Source organism: Cupriavidus sp. JZ107, assembly GCF_053903255.1.
Window position 1 is genome coordinate 2,054,621 of record NZ_CP096480.1, and the last position, 21,748, is coordinate 2,076,368.

At 68.7% G+C, this 21,748-nt stretch carries 18 protein-coding genes; 9 read left to right on the forward strand and 9 right to left on the reverse strand.

Going from position 1 to position 21,748, the window contains the following annotated elements; genetic code table 11:
• Positions 1 to 342: 342 nt before the first annotated feature.
• The 4 genes from ligD to ku all read left to right on the forward strand — a co-directional run bounded on the left by ligD (position 343) and on the right by ku (position 7,335).
• Entirely contained in the window at positions 343 to 3,315 is a 2,973-nt protein-coding gene (gene ligD / locus M1D55_RS08895; protein WP_456280681.1) for a DNA ligase D, read from the forward strand.
• A 170-nt stretch (positions 3,316 to 3,485) separates the two neighbouring features.
• Positions 3,486 to 3,836 carry a hypothetical protein gene (locus M1D55_RS08900; RefSeq protein WP_043437056.1) on the forward strand — a complete coding sequence of 117 codons (351 nt, stop codon included), beginning with the start codon at positions 3,486 to 3,488 and terminating at the stop codon, positions 3,834 to 3,836.
• A gap of 173 nt (positions 3,837 to 4,009) precedes the next feature.
• Positions 4,010 to 6,232, forward strand: coding sequence for a hybrid sensor histidine kinase/response regulator (locus M1D55_RS08905; RefSeq protein ID WP_064577328.1), 2,223 nt, complete (start codon positions 4,010 to 4,012; stop codon positions 6,230 to 6,232).
• 14 nt (positions 6,233 to 6,246) lie between these two features.
• Positions 6,247 to 7,335, forward strand: coding sequence for a non-homologous end joining protein Ku (gene ku, locus M1D55_RS08910; protein WP_456280682.1), 1,089 nt, complete (start codon positions 6,247 to 6,249; stop codon positions 7,333 to 7,335).
• 139 nt (positions 7,336 to 7,474) lie between these two features.
• Here the strand turns inward: ku and M1D55_RS08915 are convergent, their stop codons facing one another.
• The 5 genes from M1D55_RS08915 to M1D55_RS08935 form a co-directional block, all read right to left on the reverse strand.
• Positions 7,475 to 7,924 (reverse strand): PRC-barrel domain-containing protein, encoded by a 450-nt coding sequence (locus M1D55_RS08915; protein WP_006578623.1) that lies wholly within the window; start codon positions 7,922 to 7,924, stop codon positions 7,475 to 7,477.
• Positions 7,925 to 8,098: 174 nt separating this feature from the next.
• A complete protein-coding gene (locus M1D55_RS08920) occupies positions 8,099 to 8,674 on the reverse strand; it encodes a hypothetical protein (RefSeq protein WP_043437069.1) in 576 nt (191 codons plus the stop codon).
• Between the two features lie 104 nt (positions 8,675 to 8,778).
• A complete protein-coding gene (locus tag M1D55_RS08925; protein WP_064577323.1) occupies positions 8,779 to 9,162 on the reverse strand; it encodes a hypothetical protein in 384 nt (127 codons plus the stop codon).
• 288 nt (positions 9,163 to 9,450) lie between these two features.
• Positions 9,451 to 10,362, reverse strand: a complete 912-nt coding sequence (locus M1D55_RS08930) for a sensor histidine kinase (protein WP_231906626.1) — start codon at positions 10,360 to 10,362, stop codon at positions 9,451 to 9,453.
• Between the two features lie 110 nt (positions 10,363 to 10,472).
• A complete protein-coding gene (locus M1D55_RS08935; RefSeq protein ID WP_006578627.1) occupies positions 10,473 to 11,903 on the reverse strand; it encodes a sigma-54-dependent transcriptional regulator in 1,431 nt (476 codons plus the stop codon).
• Between the two features lie 354 nt (positions 11,904 to 12,257).
• Here M1D55_RS08935 and M1D55_RS08940 point away from each other — a divergent pair, with 354 nt between their 5' ends.
• On the forward strand, positions 12,258 to 13,304 hold the full coding sequence (locus M1D55_RS08940; RefSeq protein ID WP_064577347.1) for a sigma-54 interaction domain-containing protein: 1,047 nt from the start codon (positions 12,258 to 12,260) through the stop codon (positions 13,302 to 13,304).
• On the opposite strand, the gene M1D55_RS08945 is transcribed toward M1D55_RS08940, so the two are convergent.
• Positions 13,289 to 14,158: an endonuclease/exonuclease/phosphatase family protein gene (locus tag M1D55_RS08945; protein WP_456280683.1), complete on the reverse strand. Its 870-nt coding sequence runs from the start codon at positions 14,156 to 14,158 to the stop codon at positions 13,289 to 13,291. The genes M1D55_RS08940 and M1D55_RS08945 overlap by 16 nt on opposite strands.
• Complete coding sequence (locus M1D55_RS08950) at positions 14,155 to 16,545, reverse strand: VTT domain-containing protein (RefSeq protein ID WP_456280684.1); 2,391 nt, start codon at positions 16,543 to 16,545, stop codon at positions 14,155 to 14,157. The genes M1D55_RS08945 and M1D55_RS08950 overlap by 4 nt, the downstream gene beginning before the upstream one ends.
• Before the next feature lie 236 nt (positions 16,546 to 16,781).
• Between M1D55_RS08950 and M1D55_RS08955 the strand changes: the two genes are divergently transcribed.
• Positions 16,782 to 17,522, forward strand: a complete 741-nt coding sequence (locus M1D55_RS08955) for a dienelactone hydrolase family protein (protein ID WP_456280685.1) — start codon at positions 16,782 to 16,784, stop codon at positions 17,520 to 17,522.
• A 10-nt stretch (positions 17,523 to 17,532) separates the two neighbouring features.
• On the opposite strand, the gene M1D55_RS08960 is transcribed toward M1D55_RS08955, so the two are convergent.
• On the reverse strand, positions 17,533 to 17,985 hold the full coding sequence (locus M1D55_RS08960; protein WP_006577873.1) for a MarR family winged helix-turn-helix transcriptional regulator: 453 nt from the start codon (positions 17,983 to 17,985) through the stop codon (positions 17,533 to 17,535).
• Between the two features lie 204 nt (positions 17,986 to 18,189).
• On the opposite strand from M1D55_RS08960, the gene M1D55_RS08965 reads away from it, so the two are divergent.
• Positions 18,190 to 18,759 (forward strand): YggT family protein, encoded by a 570-nt coding sequence (locus M1D55_RS08965; RefSeq protein WP_006577872.1) that lies wholly within the window; start codon positions 18,190 to 18,192, stop codon positions 18,757 to 18,759.
• A 181-nt stretch (positions 18,760 to 18,940) separates the two neighbouring features.
• Entirely contained in the window at positions 18,941 to 19,219 is a 279-nt protein-coding gene (locus M1D55_RS08970) for a hypothetical protein (protein ID WP_006577871.1), read from the forward strand.
• Between the two features lie 113 nt (positions 19,220 to 19,332).
• On the opposite strand, the gene M1D55_RS08975 is transcribed toward M1D55_RS08970, so the two are convergent.
• Positions 19,333 to 20,787, reverse strand: a complete 1,455-nt coding sequence (locus M1D55_RS08975; RefSeq protein ID WP_456280686.1) for an MFS transporter — start codon at positions 20,785 to 20,787, stop codon at positions 19,333 to 19,335.
• 97 nt (positions 20,788 to 20,884) lie between these two features.
• On the opposite strand from M1D55_RS08975, the gene M1D55_RS08980 reads away from it, so the two are divergent.
• Complete coding sequence (locus tag M1D55_RS08980; RefSeq protein ID WP_064577314.1) at positions 20,885 to 21,691, forward strand: helix-turn-helix transcriptional regulator; 807 nt, start codon at positions 20,885 to 20,887, stop codon at positions 21,689 to 21,691.
• The last annotated feature ends 57 nt before the right edge of the window (positions 21,692 to 21,748 follow it).

Genomic DNA, 21,748 nt, shown 5'->3' on the forward strand with positions numbered 1-21,748 from the left:
CGGACAACACGGCGCGATGCGTCTGGCTCGTACTTTTTACTCGGCCATGCAGGATGTGCACGGCGGCGTCTGTGCGGCAGCGCCCATAGCGCGGCAACATGCCCGCTGTTCGTCATGCGGATCCGCTCGCCCCGCTATCCCGCCATGGTGGCGATCGTTCCGGTCATTGCCGGATGTAGGACGGTGGCCGATGGATCGCCGCATTCCGATTGCCTATAAGCGAACTAACAAGCGAAATCTCAAGCGAAATCTCAAGCGAAATCACGGCAATGCAAATGCCGCGCTTGACGCGAAGGACCAGGGCCACGCAATTCCGCGTGTTCCGATCGAGGAGCGGCCGCAATGGCGACAAAGCGAGCAGCAAAGCAGCCGGCCAAGGCCGCAGCGAAGCGAACCGGCAGGCAGACCCCTGCAGCCGCGGCCAAAGGCTCGGGCACACGGTCGACGTCGCGCGCCGCCGCGCGTCCGGCGGCACCGCGCGCGGCGCGAGGCGCGAATCCCGACCCGCTGCAGCGCTATCGCACGATGCGCGACTTTGGCACGACGGCGGAACCGGCCGGCCGCGCGGTCGCCCAGCGTGCCGCGGCGAAAACCGCCGAAGCGCTGTCGTTCGTCGTGCAGAAACACGCGGCGCGCCGCCTGCACTACGACTTCCGCCTCGAACTCGACGGCACGCTCAAGAGCTGGGCCATTCCGAAGGGTCCAAGCCTGGACCCGGCCGACAAACGGATGAGCGTCCACGTCGAGGACCACCCGCTCGAATATGCGAACTTCGAAGGCGTGATCCCCGAAAAGCAGTACGGCGCCGGCACCGTGATCGTCTGGGACCGCGGCACCTGGCTGCCGATCGGCGATCCGCATCAGGGCTATCGCGACGGCAAGCTCAAGTTCGAGTTGCAGGGCGAGAAGCTGCATGGGGCCTGGACACTGGTACGGATGCGCGGCCGGGACGAACGGCAGGAGCCATGGCTGCTGATCAAGGAGCGCGACGACGCGGCGCGGCCGGCGGCGGAGTTCGATATCACCGAGGCGATGCCGGACAGCGTACTGGGCGGTGGCGCGCTGGAGACGGACGGCGCGCGCACGCGCAAGGCATCGTCGAAGACCGCGCAGAAGCCCTCAACCAATACGGCAACCAAGACCGCAACCAGGACCGCGGCAACCAAAGCCGCGAAGAAAACAGCCTCCGGCAAATCGGCGGCCAGCGGCAAGACTGCCGCCAGCAAGCGGTCCGCGGCCAGCGCCATCCGGCTTCCACCCGGCGCGCGCCGGGCCGCACTGCCGCTGACGCTGGCGCCGCAGTTGGCGACGCTGGTGCAAGGCGCGCCCGCCGATGCGCAGAACTGGATCTACGAGCTCAAGTTCGACGGCTATCGCCTGCTGGCCCGCATCGACGGCAGCGACGTCAAGCTGTTCACGCGCAATGGCCACGACTGGACGTCGAAGCTGAAGACGCTGGCACGCGAACTGGGCACGTTGAATCTGCCGTCGGCCTGGCTCGACGGCGAGATCGTCGTCGTCGACAAGGACGGCAGCACCGATTTCCAGGCGTTGCAGAACGCCTTCGACAGCGACCGCACCGATGCGATCCAGTTCTTCGTGTTCGACGTCCCCTACTATGCCGGCCACGATCTGCGCCAGGTCGCGCTGGTCGAGCGCCGCGACCTGCTGCGGCGGGTATTCGAAGAACACAACGTGTCGGCGCATCTGCGTTTCAGCGAGAGCTTCGAGGCAGGCCCCGAGGAGATCCTCAGCGCGGCCTGCCGGTTGCGGCTCGAGGGGCTGATCGGCAAGCGCGTCGATGCGCCGTACGTGTCCGCGCGCTCGCCGAACTGGATCAAGCTCAAATGCAGCGAACGGCAGGAGTTCGTGATCGGCGGCTTCACCGAGCCCAAGGGCACGCGCAACGGCCTGGGCGCCCTGCTGCTGGGCATCCACGACGAGTCGGGCCGGTTGATCTATGCCGGCAAGGTCGGCACCGGCTTCGACACGAAGACGCTCGATACGATCCGGGCCAAGCTCGATGCCCTGCGCACCGATGCCTCCCCGTTCGACAAGATGCCGGCAATCGCCAAGGGCGTGAAGGGCATCTGGGTTCGGCCCAAGGCGGTCGCCGAGGTGTCGTTCGGCTCGTGGACGCGCGACGGACTGATCCGCCATGCGGTCTTCCATGGACTGCGGTCCGACAAGAGCGCCAGCGCAATCGGCAAGGAGAAGGCGATGCCCGCTCCAGGGAAGACCGTGGGCAAGGGAAAAACGGTGGCCTCCGAGCGGAAGGCGAACGATAAGACGAAGGACAAGACGAAGCAGGACGACAAACCGGCGAAGTCCGCCAGAAAGCCGGGCAAAGGCAACGAGCCGGAGACCGGGGAAACGTCGCGATCGGCCAGACCCGCTGCCGCGACGAAGTCCTCCTCCGGCCGCCAGCAGATCGGCAACGTCCGCGTCAGCCATGCCGATCGCGTCATCGATCCGTCGACCGGCGCGACCAAGGGCGACCTGGTGCGCTACTACGAGGCGGTCGCCCCGCGCATGCTGCCGGAATTGCGCGGCCGGCCGCTGGCGGTGCTGCGCGGCCCGTCCGGCGTCGGCGGCGAACTGTTCTTCCAGAAGCATGCCGAGACCTTCAACATCGCCGGCGTCAACCGCCTCGATCCGTCGCTGTGGCCGGGCCACCCGCCGATGATCGAGGTCGCCAGCGAGACCGGCATCGTCGCCGCGGCGCAGCTCAACGTGATCGAGTTCCATACGTGGAACGCCGACAAGCGCCAGATCGAAAAGCCCGATCGCGTGATCTTCGACCTGGACCCCGGAGAGGGCGTGCCCTGGAAGCATGTGGTCGAGGCGGCCGCGCTGACCAAGGGCATGCTCGACGAGCTCGAACTGACGGCCTTCCTGAAGACCAGCGGCGGCAAGGGCCTGCACGTGGTGGTGCCGATCGCGCGCCGGCTCGGCTGGGACGAGGTCAAGGACTTCGCCCAGCAGCTGGTCGTGCATATGGCGAAGACCATCCCGCAGCGCTTCGTCTCCAAGAGCGGTCCGCGCAACCGCGTCGGCAAAATTTTCATTGACTACCTGCGCAACGGGCGCGGCGCCACCACGGTGGCCGCGTTCTCGGCGCGCGCGCGGCCGGGCCTTGGCGTGTCCATCCCGTGCAGCTGGGACGAGCTGCCATCGCTGCGCTCGGGCGCGCAATGGACCATCGCCAACGCCCTGGCGCGCATCGAGGAGATCGAGCACGCCGATCCCTGGGCGGACTACGGCAGCACCAGGCAGACGCTGACCGCGGCGATCCGGCGCCTCGGCAACGGCTGACCCCCCCGGACCGGCGCCCCGCCGCCGTTCCACCCCCGCAGTGCATCATGCGGCTCCCCCGTGTCGGACAAACGAGGGCATGGTTCTTGCCACTTCGGACACATGCGTCCGCGCATTGCAGCGCCGGACGCGTGACGGAACGACGACGCAAGCACGAACCGGGAGCCACCATGACAACCCCTCGGACCACGATCCGCATTGCCCACTTTGCCGCCCTGGCGCTGATGACGGCGCTCGCCTGGACCCCCGCGCAGGCCCGCCTGCCGGCGCCCACCGCCGAACAGCAGCGCGCCGCCGACGAACGCAAGGCCAAGGAGGCCGAGGTCGCCAAACAGCAGGCCGACGCGCTGGCGCGCGTGCAGGACCAGATCGCCGCCCGCTTCGGCAAGGGCGCGCAGCCGTCCGGCACCACGCCGCCCAGCGAGGTCTCTCAGAAAGCGGCCGAGGTCCGGCCCAGCGGCCCGCATGGCGGCACCGCCCCCAGCGCGGAGGCCCACTCCGGTCAGGCGCAGCGCCGCTGAAGCCACTTATTCGGGCGAATTCCGCCTCAAAAGTGGCTTTGCATCAACTACAAGTGTTGGAGAGCTAGATTGGTAATTATTACAAACCGCGTGGGCGGCAAGATCGCGCCGAACGCAAAAACCGACCTGCCACCCCGTTGCCAAGCCGCACGCCTGCCGATGGCGAGGACAGCATGAGTCCGATCGAAACAAGAACGTCGTCCGATTCCCGCGACAACCGGCCGCTGGTGCTGGTGGTCGACGACAACGAGGGCTCGCGCTACATCAAGAGCCGCATCCTGCGCCGAGCGGACTATGCGGTGCTGGAAGCGTCGACCGGCGAGTCGGCGCTGTCGCTGGTGCGCCGCTATGCGCCGGACCTGGTGCTGCTCGACATGAAGCTGCCGGACATCGACGGCCTGGACGTCTGCCGCATCATCAAGGACGACCCGCAAAGCTGCCGCACGCTGATCCTGCATACGTCGGGATCGGCCAGCGACCCGCGCTACCGGGTCGAGGCGCTGGACCACGGTGCCGACAGCTATCTGGTGGAGCCGGTCGAGCCGGAGGAACTGGTCTCCAGCGTCAAGGCGCTGCTGCGGCTGCGGCGAGCCGAGGAGGCCTACCACCGGACCTCGCAGGCGCTGCGCGACAACGAGTTCCTGTTCCGCCAGCTGGCCGACAACCTGTCCGACGTGCTGTGGATCTTCGATCCGCAGGAGCGCAAGTTCCTGTTCGTCGGTCCGGCCTTCGTCACGCTGACGGGCCGTCCGGTCGAAGACCTGCATCGGCACGGCAGCGCCTGCTTCGGCTGGGTCGCCGAGTCCGATCGCGAACGCGTGCGCGCTGCCTGTGACGCGATGCTGCGCGATGGCCATATGGACCTCGAGTTCGCGCTGGTCCACGCCGACGGCCAGACCCGCGACGTGCGCGCGCGCGCCTTCCCGGTCAACAACGCCAGCGGCGAGTTCTACCGCGTGGTCGGCGTGTGCGAGGACATCACGCAGCAGAAGCGTGCCGAGAAGATGCTGCGCGAGGAAGAGCGCCGCAAGGACGATTTCCTCGCGATGCTGGTGCACGAACTGCGCAACCCGCTGGCGCCGATGCGCAGCGCCGCCGATCTGCTGATGCACTGCGCGCCCTCGCGCGAGGACAGCTTCAAGGCGCGCGACATCATCGCCCGCCAGCTCTATCACCTGACCCGGCTGGTCGACGACCTGCTCGATATCTCGCGCTTCACGCGCGGCACCATCACGCTGCGCGACGACCTGGTCGAGCTGCGTTCCGCGCTGAACACCGCGGTCGAGACGGTCCGCCCGCTGATCGAGTCGCGCAACCATCAGCTGCGCCTGTCGGTGCCCGAGGGGCCGATGCCGGTGCGCGGCGACCTGGTGCGCCTGACGCAGATCTTCGGCAACCTGCTGAACAATGCGGCCAAGTACACGCCGCCCGATGGGCTGCTGTCGATCGAAGCCCAGGCCGATCAAGGCATGGTCACCATCAGGATTACCGACAACGGTACCGGGATGTCGCCCGAACGGCTGCAGGGCCTGCGCGAGACCTTCGAGCGCGACGGCGCCAACGGCAATATCGCCGTGGCCGGCGGCAATGGGCCCGGCATCGGCCTGTCGCTGGTCCATCGGCTGGTCAGCATGCATGGCGGCCAGCTGTCGGTGCAGAGCAACGGGCCCGGCCATGGCAGCAGCTTCATCGTGCAGCTGCCGATGCAGCCGTGGCGCAGCTGGCAGCCGACGCTGGGCGGACGGCAGGCGCCGGCCGGCAAGCCGCGCACGGTGATGGTGGTCGACGACAACGTCGACGCGCTGGAGGCGATGGCGATGACGCTGGAAGCGCTCGGCCATACCGTGATCACGGCGCTGGACGGCGCCGCCGCGATCGTGCGCGCGGTCAAGTACAAGCCCGAGCTGGTGCTGCTCGACCTGGGCATGCCCGGCATGGACGGCTTCGAGATCGCGCAGCGGCTGCGCGCGATACCGGAGCTGCAGACGATGAAGGTGGTCGCGCTGACCGGCTACGGCCAGCCCGGCGACAAGCTGCGCACGCAGGCCGCCGGTTTCGACGACCACCTGACCAAGCCGGTCGATCTGGAGGTGCTCTCGCGCCTGCTCGACGAATGCCGCGGCGATGGCCGCAGCGATGGCGGCTCGGATGCCACGACCGGCGCTGGTGCGCCACCGCCGCTGCATTCGCCATTGGCGCACCCGGTCGGCACCGGCGCGGCCGCCAGTCCGAACGCTTCCACGGAGAAACGAATGCACACCACGCCAGAACCGGATCAAACCCCGGACCAGCCGCCCAGGACGCCCGAACCCGAGGTGCCGCCGATCGATCCGCACGAGCCCGTCATCGACCCGCCGCCGGGCGACGTGCCGCCGCCTCCGCCGCAGCGGGCCTGACCCGGAGCCGCCCAGTGCCGCGCATCATCTGGAAAGGCGCCATTTCGTTTGGCCTGGTCAACATCCCGGTCGTGCTGAAGGCGGCCGCGCGCGACAACGCGCTCGACTTCGACTGGCTCGACGAGCGCGACATGGCGCCGGTCGGCTACCAGCGCATCAACAAGAAGACCGGCAAGCCGGTCGACAAGGACCATATCGTCAAGGGCTATCAGTACGAGAAGGGCGAATACGTGCTGCTGTCGCCGGAGGACTTCCGCCAGGCCAACGTCGAGGCGACGCAGACCGTCGATATCGTCAGCTTCGTGCAGGCCGACCAGATCCCGCCGTACTACTTCGAGACGCCCTACTATCTCGAGCCGGACCGGCGCGGCGAGAAGGGCTACGCGTTGCTGCGCGAGACGCTGCGCCGCACCGGGCGCGCGGCGCTGGCCCTGGTGGTGATCCACAACCGCCAGCATCTGGCCGCGGTGCTGGTGCTCGGCGATGCGCTGGTGCTCAACACCATGCGCTGGGCCGAGGAAGTGCTGCCGATGGACGAGCTGAAGCTGCCCAAGAGCAGCGGCAAGCAGCAGGGCGTCAGCCCGCGCGAGATCGAGATGGCGACCCGGCTGGTCGAGGACATGCAGGAGGACTGGAACCCGGAGGCCTATCGCGATACCTATCGCGACGACCTGATGGAGCGCATCGAGGGGAAGATCGCCGAAGGCAAGACCCACCTGCTGACGCCGGCCGAGCCAGGCGGCGAGGAACCGCGCAAGTCCGCCGAGGTGATCGACATGATGGCGCTGCTGAAGGAAAGCATCAAACGCAGGGGCGATCGCGGCGGTACGCGCGGGGAGCGGCGTAACGAGCCACGCGACGAGGCGCAGGACGAGGAAGCGGACGAGCAGCAGGAAGAGAAAGCACCGCGCAAGCGAAGCACGGGCGCGCGCAAGACCGCGCGTAAATCAGCCGGGGCCAAGGACGAAAAGGAGGCCAAGCCGGCAAGCAGCCGCAAGAGTGCGGCCAAGTCCGGCAAGGCGTCGTCGTCCACGAAGAAAACCGCGGCCAAACGCGCCGGCAGCGACAGCGCATCGCGCAGCCCGCAGCGCAAGCGGGCATAGCGGTCTCTGTCGTTGACCACCGCTGTCGTTCCCGCGCTCGGGAAACGACAGTCAGCAGACGGTATGGGGCCTCAAGGAGGCCTCAAGGGGGCCTCAAGTGGGCCCCAAGGAGGCCTCAACCGCGGCATCAGGCGGGCCATCATGCCCACGGATCGTACGAGTCCTCCTTCCAATACGGCGAGGTCCCGTAGTACTGGTGAATGCTGGTCGCCCATTGGGGGTCGGCCATCGCCGGCCAGTGGTCCTTGTCGAAGCCGGGCGCGGCCTTCAGCTTGTCCTTGTCGACCCCCAGCACGAAACACTTGCGACGCGTGTCGAGCGTCAGCGCCGACCACGGCACCGCGAACAGCTTCTCGCCGATGCCGAGGAAGCCGCCGAACGACAGCACCGCATAGGCGACACGGCCGCCCTGCACGTCGAGCATGATGTGGTCGATGGTGCCGAGGTCCTCGCCGGCCGGTCCGATCACGCTGTTGCCTTCCAAGGTATCGGCGGCCATCACGAATGGGCCGGGCCCGCTCGCATTGGTATCGACATCGCCGACGATGGTCGCGCCGGCAGGCGCGCGTGCCGCGGCGGGATCGCGCATGTCACGCGGATCGCGGGGATCGCGCGGATCGCGTGGGTCTCTGATGTCTCGCGGATCGCGCGGGTCTCTGTCCAGTGGATTCATTGGCGGCTCCTGCTTCGGTTATCGGTTGACACAACGGCGCGCTCGCGCCCCTGATCGCCGCGGCCGCGGCTCGCATTGGACCGGCAAGCCTCACGGACGGCTGGCCGGTACCGGCGGCGCGAGCGGGTCGAAATCGACCCAGCGGCCTTCGCTCCAGCGCCCGTAGGCGCGCTCGACGTCCTTGGCGCCGGCCTGGCGCAATACCTCGGCGGCGGTCTCGCGCGTATCGGGATTGACATGCACGGCCAGCAGCACGCCGGCATCGCGCTCGGTCTTGACCTGGCGATTGGGATCCGGCGCGTTCGAGACGCGGTCGGGGTCGCGCGTCATCGACAGCGCGCCGACCAGGGAACCCAGGTAGGCGCCCAGGCCCGTGGCCAGCGCCAGCACCAGCACGGAGGCCTGCATCAGGGCCAGCGCCACCGCGCCGATCACGGCACCGGCGATGGCGCCGAACACGATGCCGCGGCCCGCGCCCGCCCCTGCCTTGCGGGTACCCGCATCGACCGCCACGTCGCCGCCGAGCGGGAAGCGTCCGTGCTGCCCCGGGGGATTGACGAAGAACAGGGTCACGTCGTCCTCGGCGAAACCGCGGGCAAACAACTGGCCCGCCGCCGCCTCGGCCTGGGCGAACGTATCAAAGCGTCCGGCGATGATCAGGGACATGCTGGCTCCTTCGAATCGGTTGGCAGACACCCGCTTGGCGAGCGATGGATCGGCAATCGAATTCGGCATGGCGTTCGGCGGTCGCGACGCCAGCCAGGCTGGCATCAGGACTTGGCCTTCGACGTGGATTTCGTTGCAGACTTGGCGGCCCCCTTGGCGGCCCCCTCGGCGGCGCCCTTGCGCTCGGCCGCGGGACGCGTGCCCTCGGGCTGATGCGCGCTGCCCGGTTCGATTTCCCAGTCGGTGTCGTCCACGTCGGTGCTGGTCTCCTTCTCGGCATGCATGGCGGCGCTCGGTGAAATCGGGTCGCTCGCCGGGAAGGTCATCTCCACCGATTCGTCGACCGCCTGCTGATACGTACAGGCGTCGCTCTGTTTCACGTCGTCCTGCCGGTCGGCCTTCTTGCCCGGCTTTGCCGCGCTGGCGGAGGCAGACTTCGCGGCGGATCCATGGGCGGGTGCGGACCCGGTCTTGGCCTTCTGCATCATCGGCTCCTGCTCGTTTGGAATAGCGAAACAGATGCAAGCGACGGGCCAGAAGCGAAGATGCCGGGACCGGCGCGCAAGCGGCGCATACGACAGCACTCGGCGTTGCACAAAGTGCATCGCACGTAAAAAGTACTGGCGTCGCGAGCGGCCGGTGCGCGCGTGTGAAAAGGGGGGAAAGGCGGGAAAAAAGAAGGGGAGAAAACGACAGACGAAGGGCGGGAAAAAAGGCGGATCCAGCAGCCGGGAAACAGCGCTGGACCTGGTGCGCGTCAGGCCCTGCGGTCTCCGTCAGGCCGGACCCGCGGACGGACCGAACGGCGCCTCATGGCCTGCCGCCGCGGCCGCCGGCGGCACGCGCGGAAAGGTCACCGCGATGCAGGCGCTGTCGCCGTCCTGCTCGCATTGGGTCGACGGTTCAGCCCCCAGCGTCGCGCCATGCAGCTCCGCCATGCGGCGCGCCAGCAGCAGCGCCGAACTCTGGCGCGCCGGCGCGGCGCCGGCGTTGCCCACGTCGCGCCGGAAAAACTCGGACAGTACCGACAGGCGCTCCTTGATGCGATCGGATGTCGCGCGGCTCTCGGTGAGGCGCAGCTTCACCTGGTCGTCCATCGGTTCGAGATGCGCGTCGATGGTGTCGCCGTTGCGCGCCTGTTTCAGGCAATGCAACACCAGATGGCGCAGCATCGGCTCGAGCCGTCGCGGGTCCGCCAGCACGAGGACATCGCCGCGGCCGCCGCGGTCTTCGTGCACCAGCACATCGGCCAGCGTGACGCGGCGCGCTTCGGCGGCCGGCTTGACCGACTCCATCGCCTGCGCCATCGCGGCCGCGAGATCGACCGCCTGCCATTGCGGCTCGGCCTCGTCAGCCAGCAACCGCACCGCCTCTTCCATATGCTGGATCAGCGCGACCTGCTGCTGCATCGCGGTACGCAAGCCCGCCAGTGCCCGTTGCACCGACGCGGTGGGCGCGTCCAGCGAATGGTCCAGCACGTAGGCCCAACTCTGGACGCCGTTCAGCGCCGAGCGCAGATCGTGCGACACCTGGTCGATCAGCGTCGTGACTTCCGAGGTGGCATCGACAGTCGCCGGCACCCAGTGTTCGGTGCCCGCCCCGCCGGACTGGCCACCGGATTGGCCACCGTTTTCCGCATCGGCGCGGCTGGAGGGGAGAGGTCGCTTGGACATGGAGGTTTGGGTCATCTCAGGGTCGCCGCGCCATTGCGGTGGGCCGGATTTCCGAGCCGAAGCATACCTCGGGCCAGCCCGAGGCTTCGGTGGTGGGGGGGCGGGCAGGACAGTCTCGTGCAGGGTCAGCTGGCGGCGGGCGGGCGCTCGTGCGCGCCGCTGTTGGTTCCGCTGTTGGCGCCATTGCCGGAGGTCTTGAACGACTCCGGCAACTTGCCGCCGGCCGCGTACTCCTCGAGCCGGTTGTACAGCGTCTTCAGGCTGATGCCGAGGATCTCCGCCGCGTGCTTCTTGACGCCGGCGCATTGCTCCAGCGTGGCGAAGATCAGCTCGCGGTCCGCGTCCGCCAGCGACATGCCGACGGGCACCGTGACGATCGCGGTGGCGGGCACCTGCGAGGCGGCAGCCTGCAACGGCACCGGCGATTCGGCGATGACGTCGTCCTCGGCCATGATGAAGGCGCGCTGCACGAAGTTGCGCAGCTCGCGCACATTGCCCGGCCACGAATGCAGCCGCAGATTGGCCAGCACGTCCGGCCCGAAGCGGCGCTGCGTGCCGTGTTCGGCGTTGAGCTGATCGAGGAAGGCCCCGGCCAGCTGCGCCACGTCGTCGCCGCGGGTGCGCAGCGGCGGCAGTTCGATCGGGAACACGTTGAGACGGTGATACAGGTCCGCACGCAGCTTGCCTTCGGCGACCGCCTCCTCCGGATTGCGGTTGGTCGCCGCGACCACGCGCACGTCGGCGCGCAGCTCGCGATTGGTCCCCACACGCATGAAAGTGCCGGCCTCGAGCACGCGCAGCAGCTTGACCTGCAGCTCGATCGGCATCTCGGTGATTTCGTCGAGGAACAACGTGCCGCCGGCCGCGCGCTCGAAATAGCCCTTGTGCTGGCGCTCGGCGCCGGTGAAGCTGCCGCGCTCGTGGCCGAACATCTCGGATTCGATCAGGTTCGGCGAGATCGCGCCGCAGTTGACGGCGAGGAAGGGCTGGCGCCGGCGCGGCGACAGCTCGTGCACCGTCTGCGCGGCCAGCTCCTTGCCGGTACCGCTTTCGCCGACCAGCAGCACCGTGGCCTCGGTCGGCGCGACCTTGCTGATCTGGTCATAGACCGCCTGCATCGCCTCCGAGCTGCCCAGCAGCCGGCCGAAGCGGCCGTAGCGGCGCAGCTCGCCACGCAGCGAGCGCACCTCCGCCTTCAGATCGCCCGTGGTGGCGATGCGCTTGAGCACCGTCTGCAGGCGGGCCACGTTGATCGGCTTGACCAGGTAGTCGGTCGCGCCAAGGCGCAGCGCCTCGACGGCGCTCTCGACACTGGCGTAGCCGGTCATCAGGATGATATCGACGCCGGCTGAGCCGACTTCGTTGAACAGATCCTTGCCGTCGCCGTCGGGCAGCTTCAGATCGGCCAGCACCGCATCGGGCATCTGCCAGCCGATCTGCAGGCACGCTTCGCGCAGGTCGCCCGCGGTGGCCGCGGTGAAGCCCTCCGCCGCGGCGATCTCGGCCAGCGCTGCACAGGTGTTCTCGTCGTCGTCGACGATCAGGATGTGAGGCATAGGCTTGACTGATGCCGGCCGCTGAAACCCTTGACCGGAATGGTGGAAATGAGACAGGCGCCGCGGCCGTTGCCGCCGCGGCGGGCGTTGCTGCCCTGAATAGACCCCATTCTATGCAAGCGCCAGGCGCCGCCATACCGGTGTTAGTCTGACATCCGCTGGTGGCCGCGCCGTACCGGCTTGTCGGACAAACTGCAATGGTGGCCCGCGCGATCGCAAGCTAGCATTGCGTTACGCGAACCGCAATGCGGCTCTCGCCAAGCCGTGGATCGCGCGCGTCTGCCGCTGGCCGTGCCGCCCGCGACCACCGTCCGCCGACCGCCTGTCTCTATTTTCCGCTCCGCCTTTCGCTACATGTCGACCAGCACCTCGAACGATCTGCCGGACACGACGCGCTCCCGCCATCGGGAATCCGCGCGGGACCACCCACGCGAGGACGGCGGCCAGGGGCCGGCGCGCGACGACTTTGCGCTCCTGTGGCGCAGCACCTCGCCGGCGATGCGCCGGCTGCTCGAGCAGATTCCCCGCGTGGCGGCCACCGATGTGCCGATGCTGGCCGTCGGCGAAAGCGGTACCGGCAAGGAACTGGTGGCCCGCGCGATACATGAGCGCAGCAACCGGCGCGGCAAACCCTTCGTCGCCGTCAACTGCGGCGCGATCGCGCCGACGCTGATCGAATCGGAGCTGTTCGGCCACGAAAAGGGGGGATTCACCGGCGCGATGCAGCAGAAGGCCGGCTATTTCGAACAGGCGCACGGCGGCACGCTGTTCCTGGACGAGGTCACCGAAATGGCGCCCGACATGCAGATCAAGCTGCTGCGGGTGCTGGAGACGCGCACCTTCCATCGCGTCGGCGGCGACGCCCAGGTGGTCTGCGACGTTCGCATCGTCTCGGCGACCAATCGCGATCCGCTCGAGGCCGTGCGCAGCGGCGTGCTGCGCGAAGACCTGCTGTACCGGCTCGCCGTGGTGCCGCTGCATATTCCGCCATTGCGCGAACGGCGCGAGGACATCGTTCCGCTGGCCAGGCACTTCCTGGCCGAGCTGAACGCCGCCGAAGGCACCGACAAGGTGTTCTCGGCCAGCGCACTCGAGCGGCTGTGCCAGTACGGCTGGCCCGGCAACGTGCGCGAGCTGCGCAACACGGTCTATCGCGCCTTCATCCTGGCCGACCGCGTGATCGAACTGCCGAACCCGAACATCGCGTCGCAGCCGCCGTTGCCCACCGCCGCCGACGGCGTGCTGAACGTACGCATCGGCACCACGCTGGCCGACGCGCAGCGCGGCCTGATCCTCGCCACGCTGGCACGCTTCGACGGCGACAAGCGCCGCGCGGCGCAGGCGCTCGGCATCAGCCTGAAGACACTGTACAACCGCCTGGACGCCTATCGCGACGGCTGATCGGCCTGGCGCGCCAGGTCGGCTTCCTCGTCCGCCACCGCCGCGGATGACGCGGCCGCCGGCACCGCCGGCCGCGCTTGCAGCCGCGCCAGCAGCGGCAGGTGATCCGACGCAACCCGTGCCAGCGCGCTGCGGTGGCTCGACACCGAGGCCAGCACCGAGCGCGGACAACACCAGAGCCGGTCCAGCGCCAGCACCGGCATCCGCGACGGGAACGTCGCCACATGCGGCGCACCGTCGAAGTACGCGTGCAGCCAGCGCAGCGGCCGACCCCACAGGAACCATTCGTTGACGTCCCCCAGCAGCACGGTGGGCACCCCCGGCTGCTCGGCCAGCGAGGTCAGCAGCCTGCGCACCTGCATGCGCCGCTCGCCGGGCCATAGCCCCAGATGGGTGGCGATCACCCGCAGCGGGGCGGCATGGACGCCGTCGGGACAGCTCAGCGTCGCGTCGATCGCGCCGCGCGGTTCGTGGCGGCCCACGCTCAGATCGATCTGCCGGATCCGGCTCGGCGGAAAGCGCGTCAGCAGCGCGTTGCCGTATTCGCCGTCGTGCCGGGTCAGCGTCGGTCCGGGAATCGCGTGATAGCCGGTCTGGTCGCGCAGATAAGCGAGCATGTCGAAGCCGGTGCTGCGCGATTCGACCTCCTGCAGCGCGACGATGTCCGCCTGCAGTTCCGACAGCACGCCGGCGATCCGCTTCGGCAGGAAACGTCCGTCCACGCCGATGCCGCCGTGGATGTTGTAGCTGGCCACCAGGAACTGCGCCGGCGCCGCGGCGGCGGCGGCCTCCCTCGGTGTCTGCGCGACCGGTTCCACGACGTCGCCGGCACGGAATGGATAGATCCGACTCATGCATGCCCTCCATGGCGGGGTTCGCCGATGGCGGCGCGGTGCACCGCCTGGGAGGTCTGCGCCGGCTGCATCGCCTGCGCGACCTGGGCCTCCCTGGCGGCCTGGGCCGCCTCCGCGGCCTGCGCCGCCTGCGCGGCATCCGCGCGCCGGCGCCGGCGCAGCAGCCATAGCACGCTGAGCGGGATCAGCAGCACCAGCAGCAGCAGCGCGACCGTCAGCGGGTTCGGATTGCGCGCCACCGCCGCGATGCGGTCGACCAGCGAGGCCGAGATCACGATGCCGGGCGTCATGCCGATCAGCGTGCCGAGCAGGCAGTCGCGAAAACGGATGCGCGAGGCCCCCACCACCAGATTGACCAGTGTGAACGGCGCGACCGGCACCAGCCGGAGCACCACCATCGCCAGCAGGCCGTGCTGGCCGACCTGCTGGCTCAACGCGTTCAAGCGCTTGCCGCCATAGCGCCGTACCGCATCGCGCCCGACGAAGCGGCCGATGCCGTAGCCGGTGGCGGCGCTGAGCACCACGCCGCCGAGCGCGCACAGCGCGCCCTTGACCGGGCCGAACACGATCACCGTGACCACGATCAGCAGCGTCACCGGCACCATCACCAGTCCCGCGGCGACATAGGCGCCGAGCATCGCCAGCGGCGCCATCGGCATGTCGCGGATCTGCTCGACCACATCGAGCACGCGGCGGAAGTCGGCCCATTCGCGCAGCGGCGTATAGCGCCATGCAAATGCCAGGCCCGCCAGTACCACCAGCAGCAGGATCGCCACGCCCAGCCGGCCGATGACACGCGGACGCGCCTCGTGCGTCAGGAACTCATCGACCAGCCCGTCCGGATCGATCGGCTCGATCGGGTCCAGCAGCCGCTCGTCGGGCACCACGGCATCCACTTCGGGGACCAGCGGCGGATCGAAGGCCTGCAGGGTCCGTTGAGCGGGCCGATGACATCGCGCGATGGTCTCGTGCAGCGGCTCGCCGCGCGCATGGGCCGCGGCCAGTTCGTCGGCATCGCAGGCCAGGTGCTCGGCCACCAGCCGCGCGCGCATCGCCCGGATCGCCGCGGCGATGCGGTCATCGCCGCCGGCCTCGATCACCAGGTTGCATTCGGTGTCGAGCCCCATCGAGCGATTGTTCAGATTGGCCGAGCCGATCGTCAGCAAGGTGTCGTCGACCACCATGACCTTGCTGTGCACGTTGATGCCGGGCAGCGGGGCGCCGTCGGGGCCGGGTTCGCCCTCGCCGGGCAGTTGCGGGTAATAGAGCCGATAGCGATGCCCCGCATCGACGCTGCGCAGCTTGCGATGCGCGCGGGCGCGCAGCACACCCATGCTGTGCTCCTCCAGCCAGCCGCTTTCGCTGCGGCGCGAGACCAGCACGACCTCGGGGCCCTCCGGCTCGGCCAGCCGCGCGGCCAACGCGTCGGCCAGCACGCCCGAACTGAAATACTGGTTCTCGAGATACAGGGTGCTGCGCGCGGCGGCGATCGCGTCCAGATGCAGCGCGCGGATTTCGCCGACGCCGGGATCGCCGGCGAACGCCGGCGCGGTGCGCGCGATCGCCACCGGCACATCGGTCAGCAGCGGGGTGACGCCATCGGGCCATAGCCGCCGGCCGCGGACATCCGCGGGATCGGGTGCGCGCGGCTCGCGCCGGGTGCCGCGGCGCCAGCGCTCGGCGGCCATCTCGCCAAGGGCACGCGCCACGTCGCCCTCGACCACGGCCTGCACGTCGTGGAACGGCCCATAGGGCTTGCCGTCCGGGTCGACACGGCGCGGGTCCTGCAGCGCATGCGAGGGTGTGTCCCAGCGGCACCGCGTCAGATCCAGTCCGCCGACGAAGGCCAGGCTGTGGTCGATCACGACCACCTTCTGGTGATGCGAGGCACCCACCGGATGGCGGGCGTCGAGCCGGAACGACAGCCGGCGATGGGTCTGCCAGTCCAGCTTGACCGCCGGCAGCCATTCCCGCTCCATCGCGTAGACCATCGCGAAGTCCCAGCTGAGCACGTAGATGCGCAGCCGGCGGCGGCGCCGCACCAGCGCGTCGAGGAAATCGCGCAGCCCGCGCGGAAAGCCGTCGTCGGCGCCGCCGGGCACCAGTTCGAAGCGGCTGTCGATGTCCCAGCCGAGGATGAAGACCGTGTGTTCCGCCCGGGTCAGCGCCGAGCGCAGCGCGCGGAAGTACTCGTCGCCATCGACCAGCATGGCGAAGCGCGACGCGCGTTCGATGCGCCAGCAGTTGCGGCCCGGCTGCAGCAGCCGCGCGGTGGTGGCGTCAGGCGCGCGATGGCCGGCGCCGGCAGGCGGTGCGCCATCGCGGCGCTCCGTCCTCGCTACGCCGGCTGCACCATGCCGGTCTTCAGGCGCGTCTTCAGCGGTCATCGGCATCCCTGCGGAAACGAAAGGAGGCGCAGCAGGACCAGGATGTCCGGCGGACCTCCGCCAGCAGTATGGCAAGCCCTGCACGGAACCGCCGTCCGCCGCCGGCCCCGGCGCTTGTCGGAATCCGCCTACATGCGATGTGGGCAGCGTCCTCGATGGGGCTGCGGCCGACCGTGCGCGCTTGGCAAGCTCGCGCGGCTTGCCTTACCCTGTGCGCCCTACCGATGGAGGAAACGATGACCGCAACCCTGTCCGCAAACGATACGCTGCGCCGCTGGATCCGCGTCGGCACCGACCCGCATGCGTTCGATGCCTACCTGAGCCTGCCGCCCGGCGGCACGCGCCCCGGCACACCAGGCATCGTGCTGATCCAGGAGATCTTCGGCGTCAACGAACATATCCGCGCGGTGGCGGACCAATACGCGCTCGATGGATACGTCGTGATGGCGCCGGACATCTTCTGGCGCGAGGCGCAGCGCATCGAGCTCGGCTATGTGGGCGCCGACAAGGAACGCGCGATGGCGCTGTACAAGGCCACCGATCCCGATGTCATCGTCGACGACATCGCGCTGACGGCGCAGGCGCTGCGCGCGCAGATCGGGCCGGACGGCCGGATCGCCGCGGTCGGCTACTGCTTCGGCGGTCTGCTGGCGTATCTGGGCGCGGCGCGCGGTCTGGTCGACGCGGCGGTGCCCTACTACGGCGGCGGAATCCAGCGCCGCCTGGACCAGGCCGGCTCCGTACGCGTCCCGATCCAGTTCCACTATGGGGAGCGCGACGCCAATATTCCGCCCGAGGCGGTCGAACAGGTGCGCGCCGCGATGGCCGGCAACGCGCGCGCCGAGGTCCACGTGTATCCGGGCGCCGATCACGGCTTCAATTGCTGGGCCCGCGGCTCCTATCACCAGCCGTCGGCGGTGCTGGCCCACGGCCGCGCCCTCACCTTCCTCGCGCAGGCGCTGGCGCAGCCGGCCTGACGCGCGTGCCCTAGCCGCGCGACACGCCGTCGTCGTTGAAGGCGGTCAGGCGCGCGATGCGGAACGTGTGGCGCAGCGATTCGAGTTCGCTTCGATGCAGCAGCGCCAGCCGGTTCAGGCAACGCTCGCCCTTGGGCTGCAGATGGACCTGGACCACGCGGCGGTCGGCCGCGTTGGTCTTGCGCTTGACCAGCCCGGCCGCCTCGCAGCGATTGACCAGCGCGACCACGCCGTGCTGCTTGGCCTGCAGCCGCTCGGCCAGTTCGCCGATCGAGGCCCAGTCGCGCCCGGGAAAGCCGCGGATATGCAGCAGCAACAGATACTGCTGCACGGTCAGGCCCTCCTCGCGCACGGCGTCTTCGGAGAAACGCATGAAGCGCCGCAGCTGGTAGCGGAAGTCGGACAGCGCCTCGAAGTCCTGCTTGGCAAGCTCGGCGGCGCTCGGGGAACGGGGCTGGTTCATGGCGTGCGATGGCGCGGCCGGCGTGGCAGCGCGGCCGCAATCTGGAGTCGGCCGTCATTATAGGTGCGCGGCAAGGCGGCCAGACACGGCGCGGCGCACCGGCACGCCTCTGCGGCCGGGGCCACCGTTGCGCTACGCGGGGCATTGCGGGTATGGCAGAATCTGTGCGTCCGCAGACACCTGCGTCACGACCACGGAAATCCGATGCTCTCGCAAATCGCCATCTTTCTGCTCGACACCGTTTTCACGCTCTTCGGCATGGCGCTGCTGCTGCGGCTGTGGATGCAACTGACGCGCTTGCCCGCGCGCAATCCGATCTCGCATGCGGTGTTCCAGGTCACCGACTGGCTGGTACGGCCGCTGCGGCGGATCATTCCCGGCGTCGGCGGCATCGACTGGGCCACCGTGGTCGCGGCCTGGCTGACCGCCGTGGTGTTCCTGCTCGCGGTGATCGGACTGACCGCCGGCAGTCCGTTCGGCCTGCTGCCCGCCGTGCTCGGCATCGCGGTGCTCAACGTGCTCAAGTGGGGCATCAGCCTGGTGATGTGGGTCACGCTGCTGATGGCGATCCTGTCCTGGGTCAATCCGCATTCGCCGATCACCCCGGTGATCCAGCAGCTGACCGATCCGCTGCTCGATCCGATCCGCCGCGTGATCCCGCGCCTGGGCGGCTTCGACATCTCGCCGCTGGTGCTGTTCATCCTCGCGCAGGTGCTGCTGATGGTGATCGCCGGACTGAGCGTCAACCTGTTCGGCCTGCGGCATCTGCTCTGAACCCCGCTTGTCCCGCTGCCGCCAGCGCGGTCTTGTCCAGACGATGGTTCGCGGCCATTGTCCGCATGCCTGAACAGTGTGTTGCTGCAGAGCCTCTTTTTCCACGCCAACGACGGGCGTAGATTCGGGCGGTGTGGTCGGCTGACGCCGGCCACACGGCTTTGATCAAAGGAAAAAAACCATGAAGACTCTTGCACAACCCCGTCGCCTGGCCTTCGCGCTGCTCTGCGCCGCCGGCCTGTCCCTGTCCGCCACCGCGCTGCACGCCACCACGCTCGAGCGCGACGTGCTGCGTCTCGAAGGCGCCTCGATGCACGTCGGCAAGGCCGACCCGTACACCGACGGCGCCCGCACGGTGGACGCCTACACCGATGGCGCCCGCAGCGTCGATGCCTACACGGACGGCGCGCGCGCCGACCACGTGTCGGACAACCGCGATCGCTTCGGCCAGGGCGCCTGACGTCCTCGCGCGCCCTTCGGCGTGCCAATGAAAACCGGCCTGCGGGCCGGTTTTTTCATTTCACCATGACTTCAGTGCCGCATTCCTGTGGACTGCGCCAAACGCCGATACAGTCAGCCTGCCGACCGCTGGGTTCTCGCCAGCATCAGCAACAGCACGCAGACCAGCAGAGCCGCGCCGAGGTTGTAGAGCATCCCGGTTACGAAGGCCGAGGCATATTGCCCAGCCTGTGCGGCGACGCCTTCATCGGCAGCCAGCGCCGCACCGAACAGGATGCCGACCACCGCCACGCCCAACGCCGCGCCGATCTGCTGCACTGTCGAGATCAACCCCGAGGCCATCCCCGCCTGTGCCTCCTCGACGAAGCCCAGCACCAGATTCAGCAGTGGCGTCATGACGAAACCCTGGCCCGCACCGACCACGACCAGCACGGGAATCAGCCGCGCGGGCACCAGTTCCGCGCCCGCCATCCGCACCTGCACGATCAGCAGTCCGATGGAGACCGCGTAGACCGGCGCACCCGCGACGATGGCGCGCGTTCCCCAGCGCGCCACCAGCCGCGGCGCGGCAAGCGACGCCAACACGAAGCCCACGCTGCACGGCGCGAAGATGCTGCCCGCCACGAAGGGGTCGAGGCCCAGCCCGGTCTGCACCAGCAAGGCGAAGCACAGGAAGAAGGAACTGGACGTGGAATAGACCAGCAGCACCAATACCGCGCCCAGCGCGAAGCGGCGTTGGGCCAGTAGCCGCATATCCACCAGAGGCAAGCCGCCAGCCCTTCGCCGCTGCTCCTGCTGCCGATGGAACAGCGCCAGCAGCGCTACCGCTACGCCCAGCGACCAGAAGCTCCAGGCCGGCCAGCGTTGGCCCGGCCCCTCGATCAGGGGCACCAGCAGCAACGCCAGCCCGGCGCTGACCATCGCCACGCCCGTCCAGTCCAGGGCCGGTCGTTGCGGCGCGCGAGATTCGGGGATGTAGCGTGCCGCCGCGATGGCGAACAGCCCGATGGGAACATTGATGAGGAAGATGCTGCGCCAGCCCAGCCCGAACAGGTCCGCATGCACCAGCCAGCCACCCAGCACCTGCCCGGCGATGGCAGCCAGGCCCAGCGTCATTCCCAGCAGTCCGAAGGCGCGGCGGCTATCGTCGCCGTCGAAATTGACGCGGATCGACGCATAGACCTGTGGAAACAGCAGGGCTGCCGCCAGCCCTTGCGACACCCGCGCGCCGATCAGGAATCCCGCGCCGGGGGCCAAGCCACACAAGGCCGAGGCCATGGTGAAGCCCGCCATGCCGACGATGAACAAGCGCCGTCGCCCGAACCAGTCGCCCAGCCGGCCGCCAGTAATCAGCAGGATTCCGAAGGCCAGCTCGTAGCCGGCCACGATGAAACCGATCTGCGCAAAACTCGCGCCGAGTCCGGCCTGCATGCTGGGGATGGCGACATTGACCACGAACAGGTCGAAGATCGTGACGAAACCGGCCAGCAGCAGAACGGACAAACCTAGCCACGGCGGGCCATTGACGGCGCGCGCCGGCAGCGCCGCCAAGCAGGAATTCCAGTTCATCTTGCGTATCCCGAGTAAAGGCGCAATCATTCTCGAATCCTTGTTAAACAATTACAATTTAACAGCTTATGCTATTACTTAAAGTAATGGGATAGCGATGCGAAGCTTGGAACGAACCCGCTCCGATCTGGCGGCCTTCCTGCGGGCGCGCCGCGAGCGCCTTTCGCCCGTCGACCTGGGCTTGCCCAGCGGTGGCCGTCGCCGCACGCCGGGACTGCGGCGCGAGGAAGTCGCAGCGCTCGCTGGCGTCGGGCTGACCTGGTACACATGGCTGGAACAAGGACGCGACATAGGGGTGTCGGCGACCTTTCTGGACAACCTGGCACGGGTACTGAAACTGGATGCCGCCGAGCGCCGTCACCTCTTCCTGCTGGCCCACGAACGCCCGCCTGCCGAGCCGGGCAAGACCTGGTGCGTGCTGCCGCCGCTGGTCCGACGCTTGATGCACGACCTGCCGCACCCTGCCTTCGTACTCAACCTGCGCTGGGACGTGCTTGGCTTCAATGCGCCAGCCGACGCGCTTTTCGGCTTCGCAACGCATGCGCCCGAGCGGCGCAACCTGTTGTGGCTGCTGTTCACCGATCCGCTGCTGCACGCGCGCATCGACGCATGGGAGGAACAGGCTCCGCTGATGTTGTCGAGCTTCCGCCGCGACTTCGCCCGCGCCTCGCAGGAAGCCGATATTCATGAACTGGTGGACGAGCTGGAACGGGTGGCGCCAGAGTTCAAGGCGTGGTGGCGGCAGCACGATGTTCATGCGCCCTGCAATGGCGTGCGCAGGCTGGTGGTCGACGGCCAGGCCGAGCCGTTCGAGCATACGTCGTTGACGGTTGACGAAGACCGGCACCTGCGGCTGGTGGTTTATGCGCGGCAACAGGATGACGGCGCATCTGGCGGTCGCTGATCGCAACGACCCGGTACGACCGGCACGACTCCCCCTTTTCGCGGCCTGCGCCTGCAG

Excerpts from the sequence above, each read along its gene's own strand:
- ligD (WP_456280681.1), top strand. The coding sequence starts at position 343 with ATGGCGACAAAGCGAGCAGCAAAGCAGCCGGCCAAGGCCGCAGCGAAG.
- M1D55_RS08900 (WP_043437056.1), top strand. The coding sequence starts at position 3,486 with ATGACAACCCCTCGGACCACGATCCGCATTGCCCACTTTGCCGCCCTG.
- M1D55_RS08905 (WP_064577328.1), top strand. The coding sequence starts at position 4,010 with ATGAGTCCGATCGAAACAAGAACGTCGTCCGATTCCCGCGACAACCGG.
- M1D55_RS08915 (WP_006578623.1), bottom strand. The coding sequence starts at position 7,924 with ATGCGCGATCCCGCCGCGGCACGCGCGCCTGCCGGCGCGACCATCGTC.
- M1D55_RS08920 (WP_043437069.1), bottom strand. The coding sequence starts at position 8,674 with ATGTCCCTGATCATCGCCGGACGCTTTGATACGTTCGCCCAGGCCGAG.
- M1D55_RS08925 (WP_064577323.1), bottom strand. The coding sequence starts at position 9,162 with ATGATGCAGAAGGCCAAGACCGGGTCCGCACCCGCCCATGGATCCGCC.
- M1D55_RS08930 (WP_231906626.1), bottom strand. The coding sequence starts at position 10,362 with ATGACCCAAACCTCCATGTCCAAGCGACCTCTCCCCTCCAGCCGCGCC.
- M1D55_RS08935 (WP_006578627.1), bottom strand. The coding sequence starts at position 11,903 with ATGCCTCACATCCTGATCGTCGACGACGACGAGAACACCTGTGCAGCG.
- M1D55_RS08940 (WP_064577347.1), top strand. The coding sequence starts at position 12,258 with ATGTCGACCAGCACCTCGAACGATCTGCCGGACACGACGCGCTCCCGC.
- M1D55_RS08945 (WP_456280683.1), bottom strand. The coding sequence starts at position 14,158 with ATGAGTCGGATCTATCCATTCCGTGCCGGCGACGTCGTGGAACCGGTC.
- M1D55_RS08950 (WP_456280684.1), bottom strand. The coding sequence starts at position 16,545 with ATGACCGCTGAAGACGCGCCTGAAGACCGGCATGGTGCAGCCGGCGTA.
- M1D55_RS08955 (WP_456280685.1), top strand. The coding sequence starts at position 16,782 with ATGACCGCAACCCTGTCCGCAAACGATACGCTGCGCCGCTGGATCCGC.
- M1D55_RS08960 (WP_006577873.1), bottom strand. The coding sequence starts at position 17,985 with ATGAACCAGCCCCGTTCCCCGAGCGCCGCCGAGCTTGCCAAGCAGGAC.
- M1D55_RS08965 (WP_006577872.1), top strand. The coding sequence starts at position 18,190 with ATGCTCTCGCAAATCGCCATCTTTCTGCTCGACACCGTTTTCACGCTC.
- M1D55_RS08970 (WP_006577871.1), top strand. The coding sequence starts at position 18,941 with ATGAAGACTCTTGCACAACCCCGTCGCCTGGCCTTCGCGCTGCTCTGC.
- M1D55_RS08975 (WP_456280686.1), bottom strand. The coding sequence starts at position 20,787 with ATGAACTGGAATTCCTGCTTGGCGGCGCTGCCGGCGCGCGCCGTCAAT.
- M1D55_RS08980 (WP_064577314.1), top strand. The coding sequence starts at position 20,885 with ATGCGAAGCTTGGAACGAACCCGCTCCGATCTGGCGGCCTTCCTGCGG.